Source organism: Klebsiella sp. LY (assembly GCF_004010915.1).
GTDB lineage: Bacteria > Pseudomonadota > Gammaproteobacteria > Enterobacterales > Enterobacteriaceae > Klebsiella > Klebsiella quasipneumoniae.
In genome coordinates this window covers 171,510-183,643 of record NZ_CP022441.1, presented here as the reverse complement: position 1 = coordinate 183,643, position 12,134 = coordinate 171,510, and the positions used below count along the sequence as shown (strand labels likewise).

10 protein-coding genes are annotated in these 12,134 nt (G+C 44.1%); 7 read left to right on the top strand and 3 right to left on the bottom strand.

Annotated elements, in window-relative coordinates:
- The 3 genes from CE636_RS01100 to CE636_RS01090 all read right to left on the bottom strand — a co-directional run bounded on the left by CE636_RS01100 (nucleotide 1) and on the right by CE636_RS01090 (nucleotide 1,649).
- Nucleotides 1-861: a TraE/TraK family type IV conjugative transfer system protein gene (locus CE636_RS01100; RefSeq protein ID WP_017901063.1), complete on the bottom strand. Its 861-nt coding sequence runs from the start codon at nucleotides 859-861 to the stop codon at nucleotides 1-3.
- A gap of 18 nt (nucleotides 862-879) precedes the next feature.
- A complete protein-coding gene (locus CE636_RS01095; RefSeq protein ID WP_017901064.1) occupies nucleotides 880-1,182 on the bottom strand; it encodes a type IV conjugative transfer system protein TraL in 303 nt (100 codons plus the stop codon).
- A gap of 101 nt (nucleotides 1,183-1,283) precedes the next feature.
- Nucleotides 1,284-1,649 carry a hypothetical protein gene (locus CE636_RS01090; protein ID WP_017901065.1) on the bottom strand — a complete coding sequence of 122 codons (366 nt, stop codon included), beginning with the start codon at nucleotides 1,647-1,649 and terminating at the stop codon, nucleotides 1,284-1,286.
- A gap of 820 nt (nucleotides 1,650-2,469) precedes the next feature.
- Between CE636_RS01090 and CE636_RS01085 the strand changes: the two genes are divergently transcribed.
- The 7 genes from CE636_RS01085 (at nucleotide 2,470) to CE636_RS01060 (ending at nucleotide 9,213) form a co-directional block, all read left to right on the top strand.
- The gene (locus CE636_RS01085) at nucleotides 2,470-2,784 is read left to right on the top strand and encodes a hypothetical protein (RefSeq protein WP_017901066.1); all 315 of its coding nucleotides are present in this window, start codon (nucleotides 2,470-2,472) and stop codon (nucleotides 2,782-2,784) included.
- Nucleotides 2,785-2,925: 141 nt separating this feature from the next.
- A complete protein-coding gene (locus tag CE636_RS01080; RefSeq protein ID WP_024266371.1) occupies nucleotides 2,926-3,597 on the top strand; it encodes a hypothetical protein in 672 nt (223 codons plus the stop codon).
- Nucleotides 3,569-4,414 (top strand): hypothetical protein, encoded by an 846-nt coding sequence (locus CE636_RS01075; protein WP_017901067.1) that lies wholly within the window; start codon nucleotides 3,569-3,571, stop codon nucleotides 4,412-4,414. The genes CE636_RS01080 and CE636_RS01075 overlap by 29 nt, the downstream gene beginning before the upstream one ends.
- Nucleotides 4,415-4,545: 131 nt before the next feature.
- Nucleotides 4,546-5,733: a DNA-binding protein gene (locus CE636_RS01070; protein ID WP_025999328.1), complete on the top strand. Its 1,188-nt coding sequence runs from the start codon at nucleotides 4,546-4,548 to the stop codon at nucleotides 5,731-5,733.
- Between the two features lie 42 nt (nucleotides 5,734-5,775).
- Entirely contained in the window at nucleotides 5,776-5,904 is a 129-nt protein-coding gene (locus CE636_RS29510) for a hypothetical protein (RefSeq protein WP_254893490.1), read from the top strand.
- Between the two features lie 257 nt (nucleotides 5,905-6,161).
- The gene (locus CE636_RS01065) at nucleotides 6,162-6,620 is read left to right on the top strand and encodes a YuiA family protein (protein ID WP_024266375.1); all 459 of its coding nucleotides are present in this window, start codon (nucleotides 6,162-6,164) and stop codon (nucleotides 6,618-6,620) included.
- A gap of 160 nt (nucleotides 6,621-6,780) precedes the next feature.
- The gene (locus CE636_RS01060) at nucleotides 6,781-9,213 is read left to right on the top strand and encodes an Ig-like domain-containing protein (RefSeq protein ID WP_071600423.1); all 2,433 of its coding nucleotides are present in this window, start codon (nucleotides 6,781-6,783) and stop codon (nucleotides 9,211-9,213) included.
- The last annotated feature ends 2,921 nt before the right edge of the window (nucleotides 9,214-12,134 follow it).

The following is a 12,134-nucleotide window of genomic DNA, read 5'->3' as shown; positions in this document are numbered from 1 at the left end:
TTATTGGGCTTCTGCTTCGTTCTGTTGCTGGATCATGTCGGTATTTTCAGTAAACTCTTTTTCCAATACCTTCCCGTTAACTGTTACTTTTTTGATATTTGGGGTACCTGAATACTGGTTCAGGTAAAGGATTCGAGGCCGTCCGCTTTTGACGCTCAAAACCATCTCAAAGGTCCAACGCTCAGATTGTTCTTTATCAGAAACGTTAAGGAATTTCGTTTTACGGGTTCCCCAGACATAAAGAACGTTATCACCCGGAAGAAAGCTCACATCCTCTGCAACAAAGGTCTGATCAACTTTCCTCGCCAGCATTAAATCAGAGGCTTTTTTGAGCTCAGCTTCTAAAGCTGACTGCTTAGATGCTGGAAACATTTTTAAAATATAACCAGTAACGAAATTCACGTTCTTGGGGTTTATGTTGCCCAATGTGGTTGCTATAAATAGGCCCCATTGCGTCTTATATGACTCACTAGCTTTACTGCCAGCAACGGATACTTCCTCAGTCATATCTGGAGGTATAGCAATGATCTCTGTGGTTGAAAAAAAAACAACTTTGATAACCAAGAGACCAGCAATCACGGTCAAAAGTCCGTTGTTAAAAATTAACTTTTTGTCCCGTTGAATTAACTGGCTATAGGTCAGTTCAGCACCCGTTTTTTTCCCTATTTTGGGAGTTTCGAGCTCTTTTGATAAATTCAGGATCGACTTAGGACGCTGCATTTTGTCAGTGCTATAACTTTCTGCCTTTTCAACCTGGACATCATCAGCCTCATCATCCTTTGATTTATCAGCTACCTTCTTCTTAGGCACAAACCTGAAGAAGTTCATGACGTTTTCTAAAAGTGACTTTTTCTCGCTCATTACTTCTCCGGGATTAATTTAGCTGTACAGCACTCGCATAAAAGGGTCAGAAAAATATCGACTCTGGAAAACAGTTCTTCCCGGCAGAAAACCATTCCACCAAAGTTTGTGTTTCAGTCTTCCCCGCACCGCGCTTTCCTTTGCTTTGTTGTATGCAATCCAGTAAACAACTGCGGTAACTGATGCAATGGACATACATTCAAAAATATTCCCGAACGCAAGAAGGCCCATAACTACGCCGATCTGCTTGGCATCAAAAAACAATATCAGCAAAGGTAGATTAATCCGGTATGGAAATCGGTATGTGTAATTGTTATCCATTTACTTAGCACCATTTCTGAACATGGTCTCTATTGTACAGGTAATAAAAAGGGGACTTTCGTCCCCTAATTGTTGTTTTGCGTTTTTAGCAAAATTTATTTTTACAGCGCAACACCTGCATCCAGGAAACCGGAGATGATTTTTTCGCCATTCGCAAGGATCATCATCATGAGGAAGGAAACCAGCGCCAGGCCTGGGTTCGGACGACCGATAGAGAAATAAAACGCAGAGAACAGCATACACGCGGCCAGTGCTTTACCTGGCGCACCGCTTAATGCTTCAGACAGCTGGGTCCAGATTTCACCCAGAGCGCCATCGTCACCGCCCGCTAGGGCAATAGAGGAAAACAACGCAGCGCACAGCAGAGCTACAAATACCTGGAACACTTTATTGCTGACCATATTACGCAGGTTGTCAGACAGGGTGAAGGCAGCAGTACCGTTCATAGCCATAGATTTCTGGATCATTGTGAAACTCCTGAATGCAAAAATTGGTTTAGGTTTTCTGGCGCTAACCAGCAATTTGAGAATACCCAGGGTTAATTTTTAATTTCGAATCTATAGAACATTTTTTTTATAAAAAAACGGGGAAATGGCAGGACCCATTAAAGTCACTTTTTCGCAAAGCTTAAAAAGTCATCCTATGGGTGAAATAAATCCTTTCTATATGGGCATAGGTAACCACACAACCAAAGATAACCACATGATTTTATTGTGATTAATTTTCAACACCGACATCTGTTCAATTTTGCATCCAAAATCACCTTTTCGGTATTATGTTTCAAAAGGCACTTTCTGAAATGGAAAAATGCATTTTTCGCGTTCAAAAAAGTCACTTTCGTGTTGTTACAACCCAATCGAATTGAGAAAAGTCACTTTTAACTCACCTTTGGTCGGGGGCTTAAACCCAACTTCTGTAATTGCCTCAGTCAGGACAGCAACAAAAGTCACTTTTGTGGCTAACAAACATAGACGTCAGATATCAGGTTTACTACCGGGATACTATAATTGGTAGTTTTCATGTATTTTGGTCCGGTTTTCTCTGAAAAATGCTCAAAAAATTAAGAAAATGGAGAAAATTTGAAGATTCTGTGTTCAATATAACTTATTGAATTTTGGTGTTTTCATATCACAATCAGAGTAATTATCTGAAAGCAAGCGGTTGCATCTACCTTATCGGGATATAATCTGCTATATATGCCAAAAAATGCAACCTTTCCCTCTTCACAACCTTCATTTCAAAATGTAAATTTAGGAATACTCTGAAGTGTGTCGTGAATGGAATATCATGAAAATCAAGCTTATTTCGGTTTTGGGTTTAGACCTTAAAATTTCCTTAAATAACAATATCTTAACCATGAGCTGTAATCTTGACGGTCTTAGTATTTTCGTAACCCGTCGTATTATTCGCAACTCAAAACTGACCGAATCAGAAATTTTCGCAAAAATCGATTCGGATTGGGTCAGTAAAATTTTTGCTATAAATATCAGGCAGATAAAGAACGTCCTAGAATCAAACGTTTCCGTAATACCGGTACAGAGTCAACCTAAACAGGTTAGCGTATTGGTTGACGAACACGTTCCAGCATTCAAAAATTTTTGATTAATAGTCTTCAAATCTACAGGGTTAATCGGAATTATTTCCAATTCCAGCCAGCAATGTCGTTTTCTAATGTCAAAAAAATACCCCCTTACCTGGCGATCTTTTCCTGATAGGATATGGAATATCTGAGGGGAGATATATATGTGGATAACGACCAACAACGAAATCATTTGTGACACTGAGCCGAATTCTGCCGGATTTATTGAAATCCAGCGGCCCTGTCCGGACTGTCTAGGTTCTGGTATTAATTGCAATCATTGCTCTGGCACCGGCGTACTCCCTGCTGTATTGGAAAAAGTTATTCCTGTGTATGAGTGGGCTGCCAAAAATTCGCTAAAATTTCCATTTATATCACCTGAGCAGACCCTAATTAGAAAGTGGCTGGAAATCAGATTATCGACTTCCAATCAGGGTAAAAATCATTTCCATTCTTCACTGGTCCAGGTTTTGGATAAAAGTAACTTTCCTACCAAATTGCAATATAGGTGTCTGCGGCCAACTCAACAAGAACATAAAACGGTTGCCAGCCTGACGGTCAGACCTTATAACGCAAAAATCGGGGCCTGTTTAAATCTCGATCTCACCGTTAGAAAAATTGAGGTGCTAACTCGTAAGTTTTCTATCGAGAGCTTTTCCTCATTACTGTTGGAAACCACTGACCACCGGCATTTTATTGCCTATGATTCGAATCCATCCCGACATAGTCCCGGGGATATTCTACGTTGCAACATTCAGGTAGTTAAACGACTCTGGATCAATAATATGAGTATATTGCAGGTTAAAATTGTCAATACTTCACCTGGAGATTTATAAGTGGCTGACAACAGAAATCCCTCAAGCTTTACAGAGGTACTTGTTACTCTTTATGCTTCGAAATAATAAATTGCCAGAGATTCAGCTATTGCAGGATTTCTTTAGAAAAAACCACAAGTTATCCTTAACCTGTGACCAGACTAAAGTTGATTTCACTTCAAGTGAAATCACTCCCCTGCTCTCTAAAGATAAAAGTAACTTTTCTCAGGATAAGGTCTTTTTGACAGGGCCGATTATGCATGGCCGATATCAACCTTTGTGGTTTGCCATTTTGCTGGACTTGAACGCAAGACAACCAACCGAACAAGGCCTTCAATTCTGTTTTTCTCTTGGCGAACTGATAGAAAAAACAGACAGAGTTTCAGAGGCTATAGGTCTGCGTAAAATTTGTTATACCCCGGGTGAGGTTTTGTTCTTTTTGTTGATGATGATTGAGTTCAGGATAGAGATACAAACAGATAATATTCGTCAGACCTGCGCTGTATTTTCAGAAATCAGTCACAATGTTGATTGTGATGCGGTCAACCGGGTTAGTTTTACTGTTAATCCCAGGATTGTCACGACTCTGTTGGGACTGACTAATGCAGTATCAGTTTTTCTGACAACGCTTTTTTTTGCCAAACGGCCCGAGGTTTTTGACCTTCACCAAAAGTTACTTTCGGAAAAAGAAGTCAAATCCCTTTCCGAAATCGCTCCAGCAACATTTAAACACGTACAGTTACTAGGTCGATTTGGATTTATCACTTACACAAAGAAAAGAAAATTGTTTGATATTCATAGTATTAGCGTTTTTGTTGAGGGTGTTAGTCCATTGTGATTTTCAAAAAAAAGTAACTTTCGAAAAAAATCGCTCACTAGCAGTTTTAACCACCTAGCGAGAAGTTTTTACAGAAAATTACTGTAGAGTCTAATTTCTGGGTTGAATTGCTCAAAGGTCATAAAATGAAGATAAATAGAGAAGCTGATTTTTTTATCTCCACAGTACGGAGCGGTCGGACTGTCAAAAATTTGCGTGAATTTAGTGACGCAAACCCCGACATTTGCCATAAAGCAGTTAATGGTCAGCCATTTCTGATTGATCCCCGGGCATTAGGATTAGTGCCAAACTGGAACTGCCGTGAGATGGGCCTGGGAGAGGCTTACTACCAACTACCTAAACCTTCTCAACATATACAGAATCTGAAAGCCGCATTTTTAAGCGGGGCCGATATTGATCCTATTACAGTTGTGATTGTAGAAGGTCGGCCCTTAGTCCGTCAGGGGAACTGTCGTACACGAGCAGCCCTGCTAGCGCTAAAGGAATCTGGTCTGCCGATTCTAATTAGATTGAGGGAATTTCAGGGAGACGAGATCGAGCAGGAATGGCATTCATTGGATGGGGCGAAATCATTGCAGCTTTGTCCTGTTGGACGTGGAGTTGCCTATATCAGACTAGTTAATGACGCCGGGATGTCGGTAGACATGGTAGCGCAGCGTGAGAATATTTCCGAAATGGCCGTGAGGCAACTTATTTCTCTTGCGACTATCGATGATGAGCTGAAAATTTTAATTACTCAGGAAGTTATTTCTTACACACTCTGTCTGGAATTAATTCGTGACCTGGGCGAAAAGGAAGCGCTGGAGAAAATCCGGGGAGAATTAAACGCAAAGCTCCAGGTCATAGCTAATTCAAAAGAGGGTGACTCACTTCCTCTGAATGTTTCTGAAGTAATGACTGCACCAAACTCTCGTAAATCTGTCAGGATCACTAAAAAATCATTGGGTTTTCAACCCATCCCTCGTAAATTAGCCCAGAATCTTGCGGCCAGTTCTAAAGAGGTTTCAAAAAGGTTACGGGCCTCGCTTCCGGCTGAGTTTGATCTTGAACAATTTGGTCCGAACGAAAAAATACCAATTGAGCTCGACAAGCATTTAATTGAGCTGATTTTACAGTCAGAAGCCTCAGTTCTAGATCACGAGGTGAAACTTCAAAGGAAAACGACTAAGGGCAAACTTTCACATTCGACTCAGGCAGCTGATGTTGAGAACAATACAATACCTGCTTCTGATGAAGCAACAAATGAACCCTTGAACGATCAACCTTCAAGCAATCAGAATAAAGAATTTTCATTGCTAAATTTGCATTCTGCTGTATGAAATGTGTTTACTTGGTATCACTAAATGCTGGAGGATCTAACTATGTCTGATTTTAAATGCGCTGAAATGGATGGCATTCCCCCGTTTCCTGAAAATGGCGAGCCTGTAGCTGTTACGGTCCCTCCTGTCATCATGAATAATTTTCCTCTTGCTGATCCAGAAGAGGATTGAGGTCTGCCGTAATTTTTTCCCTTCATAACTGCAGGGGTGATGCAATCATCCCAAAATTCAATACATATCAATAATCTAGCAATCCTTCATTTAATAAACACTGGATAAATATTATATTTTTAAATTTTCTGAATGTTTATGACTAATACTAAAAATATAACCCCACCCTTCTCTCTCATGTTTTAAAAATAGGGTCTATACAAGGCGTTTTTATTTGATTTAATGGTGTCATCTACAAACGCTAGGGGGGGGATTCAATGAAACATTCAAATGAGCAATGGTTTTCTGTTGACGGTCAGTTAATTGATGAAAAATTTGTTTTCAATATTCATGAGTTCAATGGCTCCGCCCGGTATGAAAAAAGTTATTCATGTTCATATTGTAAAGGGTCCGGCCGTCATCGTTTGAGCTATGCAAACTCTACTGGTGCATGTACTTCCTGTAAAGGTACTGGTAAACAAGGCACCTTAATTAAAGAATGTTATACCCTGAAAGAGCTTTTCAAAAAGAATTATTCAGCAGCTCAAAAAGTTGTAACTTCAACCACCTGGCGGCGGCAAAGGATGGATAATTTAACTCCACTGGAGCATAAAATCATATCAGCAACTGATAAAAATCCATTCCTTAAGATTCTTACACTTACCATTCAAAGCGGTCGTCAACTTTCTGCTAAACAAATTGCAGTCGCTGAGCGAATCCTTTCAGAAATCCACTAACCCTCAAATGCACAATGTCACTGTCAAAAGATGGTGACATTTTTTTATTTACTCCCCTTATCGGGAAAACCCAAAAATTTTGCATGATATTATTCTCATATAGACCTATGAGTGTCTTTGAAAAGTTACTTTCGCGGCCTCCCTCATAAAAAGGTTCATTATGAATTTACCACTATTCTTAAATCGTACTGCTATAGCTGTAGGCCTTACGTTGGCTTCCGGTGTGTTATCCGTTGCGCACTCACGTGTATACGAGTACACCTTTACCGATATTAACGGGGTCCATAAAAGTGTCTCAGAAAGCGCCCCATATCTTAACCCCCAGGGCAATTTTAACGCCCTTCTCATTGGAGGGTTAGATCAACAAATCCGTATCTCCGTTTCTCGCGATGAAGATAACAGCTCCATTTATAGCACTACAACCGGCATCATTACTGTTGATGACCGAATCTCGTCTTCAAGCGGCAATAGTTTCTACGGTAAATCTGTCACGATCCCCCCTCTTAGTGATGGCCGCTACACCATCAAATCCGAAATTTTAGACTCAAAATCAGCTGTGGTATCAACAACAACTCACCCTGTTTTTATTGATACCGTGGGGCCTACGTCTGATAACTTTTCGTTTCCATGGGTACCAGGTTATGACATGGTGGTATCAGGTTCTCGATGGGAACTTGGACGTGGTCAGGAATCTATAATTTACCTCGCTGTCAAAAACATCAATGATTTGTCAGGTTTTGATAAAGCGGTAGTTCAGATCATTAAACCCGGTGGCTCCGTATACTCAAGTTATACAATGTCTTACGATGAAGGCTCTAAAGGTGCAACAGCCCCTATTACTAAAAGTGGCATGAATAAAGCTGACTGGATGCCTGTTTCAGACGCTGATACTGACTTTAAATTTCGCGGCTTACTCTATGATAAAGCTGGCAACGTCTCTCAGGTTCCAGACCAGACCTTTGTATTCGACTCATCGCCGGGAGAAAGTGAATTATTTGCAGTAGAAGATCCAACTGCTACAACAAGCGTCATACCTGGTTTCGAAAAAGGATATGTTAAATACACTGCTGGTATGACTGTAGATACAAACCCAGTTACTCTTATTTATAGATTACCAAGGACAAATTATCGTGCAAATAATAAAGCGGGATTATCTTTTGGTTCCCTATTAACTGAATCTAATGGTTACGTTTATATCAAGCAGACTATTCCTGTTGGAACATCATTTGTTATTCATAACGGATATCAATATGGCGGAGGAAATTCTTCATATAACGTTAAACTGGGAGAGAACGCTCCAAAATCACCAGTAATCAGATCAAGACTAATGACTTTCTCAACAGTAGGCAGTTTTGACTATGGTCAGAAGCTTTTTAAAAATGAAGAACTGCCTGGTGAATATCAAACTGCATCTATAACTGTTGACGCAAGGGATTATGTACAATCTTTTTACAATGCAACACAAGCAAGGGAAGTCTGCTCAATACCCGTTGGAGAAACAACATGCACTGGAACTTTTTCCTACAAAATTAATAAAGGAAATGGTTACATTGCGCATTATTTCTTAGTGCGCAGTCCTGATAAGAAATTAACTTCCGACCAATTTGAAATTAGAAGTATTTGGAATACAGATTTAATTCCAAAAATTACAGGATTTGATTATAGAGAAGCTAATAAATCTATTCTGGTCTATGTTACTCAACCTGGTAATGGTAACTGGAGAGAAGTATTGAGGTTAGCTAGTGTCGAACTTTTTGACACATTATCTGGAACGTCACTTTTAGCCGGTTCAAAAGTGGCAATGTCAGGTGATGATTATACCTATGCCCTTGATTTATCGAAGTTACCAGAAGGGAAGTATGATCTTGCATTCAGAGCAAAAGATACATTTAATAATACTTCCCAACTTCCTTTTAAGTCTATTGTTGTGGATAAAACGCCCCCTTCTCTCTCTATCTCTTATGATGGCGCACCTCTAATATCTGAAAGTACGGTGTACGGATTAGAAAACATATCAGTATCTGTAACTGATTCATTGAGCGAATCGAAGATTTACCAAATGGTTCTTCAAGGCGGACCTACATCTGATGATGTTGAATTAGGTTTTACTAAAAATACGGATGGAACCTATACCCCACTCTATCCAAGATTATTTCCGTCTCTCGATGAAACAACAGATAAATACACCCTTTTAGTTAAAGCTATAGATGATGCAGGTAACATGTCATCTAAATCTATCCGCTTTGCCTACTACCCTAAGAACCTTATTGTTCTTGATAAACTAAATACCCTGGCAGTCAATAAGGCGATAAAATTATCTTCTGGTGAGCCATTAGCCGTTCTTAAAGCAAGCCAGTTGCGTCGTAATGATGGTTCGCTTGCAAAAGGCGTCCAAACAGCACTAATTACTGTAAGGGGTGATTCAGCATTCCCAATTAGTGTTATTGGCAATGTTGTAGCCCCTGGAGAAACAAAGGAAATTCAAATAGATTTAGGTGCTGTTGGAAACGATGTAGTGATCCCAATATTCCCTGGTATTAATGGTGTTGTTGGTTCATCTGGATTTATAGTTGAATTTCCGCAACTCAAATAAACTTATATTCACTCATAAAAACCAGTTCATGTGACTGGTTTTTTTTATTTTTATTAACAGTTTTATTTCAATCCCTACCCTTTAATCGCTTTATGATAACCGCTCAGGCCCTCCCCCTGTTCGCAGTCCTGCTTCGGGAGGCCGGGCGGCTTTCTGATACCCCGGCAGGACAAAACAACCCCCTTGTTCGCAGTTCTGCTCCGGGTGGCCCAGCGGCTTTCTGATACCCCGGCAGGACAAAACAACCCCCTTGTTCGCAGTTCTGCTTCGGGAGACCCTGCGGCTTTCTGATGCCCCGGCAGGACAAAACAACCCCCTTGTTCGCAGTTCTGCTTCGGGAGGCCCAGCGGCTTTCTGATACCCCGGCAGGACAAAACAACCCCCTTGTTCGCAGTTCTGCTTCGGGAGGCCCTGCGGCTTTCTGATGCCCAGTAGGTCAACCCGACATCTTTGTTAACTGCTTTGCTTCAAGTAGCCCTGTAGCTTTGTGATCGCCCGGTGTGACAAAACAACCCCCTTGTTCGCAGTCATGCTCCGGGAGCCCCAGCAGCTTCCTGATAGCCAGTCACATTAAAACAACCCCCTTGTTCGCAGTCCGGCTCCGGGTGGCCCAGCGGCTTTCTGATACCCCGGCTGGACAAAACAACCCCCTTGTTCGCAGTTCTGCTCCGGGGGGCCCTGCGGCTTTCTGATCCCCCGGCAGGACAAAACAACCCCCTTGTTCGCAGTCCTGCTCCGGGAGGCCCTGCGGCTTTCTGATGCCCAGTAGGTCAACCCGACATCTTTGTTAACTGCTTTGCTTCAAGTAGCCCTGTAGCTTTGTGATCGCCCGGTGTGACAAAACAACCCCCTTGTTCGCAGTCCTGCTCCGGGAGCCCCAGCAGCTTCCTGATAGCCAGTCACATTAAAACAACCCCCTTGTTCGCAGTCCGGCTCCGGGTGGCCCAGCGGCTTTCTGATACCCCGGCAGGACAAAACAACCCCCTTGTTCGCAATGCTGCTTCGGGTGGCCCAGCGGCTTTCTGATACCCCGGCAGGACAAAACAACCCCCTTGTTCGCAGTTCTGCTTCGGGAGGCCCTGCGGCTTTCTGATGCCCAGTAGGTCAACCCGACATCTTTGTTAACTGCTTTGCTTCAAGTAGCCCTGTAGCTTTGTGATCGCCCGGTGTGACAAAACAACCCCCTTGTTCGCAGTCCTGCTCCGGGAGCCCCAGCAGCTTCCTGATAGCCAGTCACATTAAAACAACCCCCTTGTTCGCAGTCCGGCTCCGGGTGGCCCAGCGGCTTTCTGATACCCCGGCAGGACAAAACAACCCCCTTGTTCGCAATGCTGCTTCGGGTGGCCCAGCGGCTTTCTGATACCCCGGCAGGACAAAACACCCCCCTTGTTCGCAGTTCTGCTTCGGGAGGCCCTGCGGCTTTCTGATGCCCAGTAGGTCAACCCGACATCTTTGTTAACTGCTTTGCTTCAAGTAGCCCTGTAGCTTTGTGATCGCCCGGTGTGACAAAACAACCCCCTTGTTCGCAGTCCTGCTCCGGGAGCCCCAGCAGCTTCCTGATAGCCAGTCACATTAAAACAACCCCCTTGTTCGCAGTCCGGCTCCGGGTGGCCCAGCGGCTTTCTGATACCCCGGCAGGACAAAACAACCCCCTTGTTCGCAATGCTGCTTCGGGTGGCCCAGCTGCTTTCTGATACCCCGGCAGGACAAAACAACCCCCTTGTTCGCAGTTCTGCTCCGGGTGGCCCTGCGGCTTTCTGATGCCCAGTAGGTCAACCCGACATCTTTGTTAACTTCTTTGCTTCAAGTAGCCCTGTAGCTTTGTGATCGCCCGGTGTGACAAAACAACCCCCTTGTTCGCAGTCCGGCTCCGGGTGGCCCAGCGGCTTTCTGATACCCCGGCAGGACAAAACAACCCCCTTGTTCGCAATGCTGCTTCGGGTGGCCCAGCTGCTTTCTGATACCCCGGCAGGACAAAACAACCCCCTTGTTCGCAGTTCTGCTCCGGGTGGCCCTGCGGCTTCATGACAACCCCACAGGGTAAAACAACCCCCTTGTTCGCAGTCCTGCTCCGCGTGGCCCAGCGGCTTTCTGATACCCCGGCAGGATAAAACAACCCCCTTGTTCGCAGTCCGGCTCCGGGAGGCCAGGCGGATTTCTGATATCCCGACAGAGTAAAACAACCCCCTTGTTCGCATTGCTGCTTCGGGTGGCCCAGCGGCTTTCTGATACCCCGGCAGGACAAAACAACCCCCCTGTTCGCAGTCATGCTCCGGGTGGCCCAGCGGCTTTCTGATACCCCGGCAGAGCAAAACAACCCCCTTGTTCGCAGTCCTGCTCCGGGTGGCACAGCGTATTCCTGACAGACTGGCATGACAAAACAACCCCCTTGTTCGCAGTCCGGCTCCGGGAGGCCAGGCGGATTTCTGATATCCCGACAGAGTAAAACAACCCCCTTGTTCGCAGATCTGCTCCGGGTGGCCGAGCGGCTTCATGACAGCCAGACAAGACAAAACAACCCCCTTGTTCGCAGTTCTGCTCCGGGTAGCCCAGCGGCTTCATGACAACCCGACAGGGTGAAACAACCCCCTTGTTCGCAGTCCGGCTTCGGGTGGCCCAGCGGCTTTCTGATACCCTGACAAGACAAAACAACCCCCTTGTTCGCAGTGCTGCTACGAGTGGCCCAGCGGATTCCTGATACCCCGGCATGACAAAACAACCCCCTTGTTCGCAGCCCGGCTTCGGGTGGACCAGCGGCTTTCTGATACCCCGGCAGGGTAAAACAACCCCCTTGTTCGCAGTCATGCTCCGGGTGGCCCAGCGGCTTTCTGATACCCCGGCAGGGTAAAACAACCCCCTTGTTCGCAGTCATGCTCCGGGTGGCCCAGCGGCTTTCTGATACCCCGGCAGAGCAAAACAAC

What these genes read in the sequence shown, in the direction of transcription:
- CE636_RS01085 (WP_017901066.1), top strand. Translation starts at nt 2,470, where the DNA reads ATGAAAATCAAGCTTATTTCGGTTTTGGGTTTAGACCTTAAAATTTCC.
- CE636_RS01090 (WP_017901065.1), bottom strand. Translation starts at nt 1,649, where the DNA reads ATGATCCAGAAATCTATGGCTATGAACGGTACTGCTGCCTTCACCCTG.
- CE636_RS01065 (WP_024266375.1), top strand. Translation starts at nt 6,162, where the DNA reads ATGAAACATTCAAATGAGCAATGGTTTTCTGTTGACGGTCAGTTAATT.
- CE636_RS01080 (WP_024266371.1), top strand. Translation starts at nt 2,926, where the DNA reads ATGTGGATAACGACCAACAACGAAATCATTTGTGACACTGAGCCGAAT.
- CE636_RS01100 (WP_017901063.1), bottom strand. Translation starts at nt 861, where the DNA reads ATGAGCGAGAAAAAGTCACTTTTAGAAAACGTCATGAACTTCTTCAGG.
- CE636_RS01060 (WP_071600423.1), top strand. Translation starts at nt 6,781, where the DNA reads ATGAATTTACCACTATTCTTAAATCGTACTGCTATAGCTGTAGGCCTT.
- CE636_RS29510 (WP_254893490.1), top strand. Translation starts at nt 5,776, where the DNA reads ATGTCTGATTTTAAATGCGCTGAAATGGATGGCATTCCCCCGTTTCCT.
- CE636_RS01095 (WP_017901064.1), bottom strand. Translation starts at nt 1,182, where the DNA reads ATGGATAACAATTACACATACCGATTTCCATACCGGATTAATCTACCT.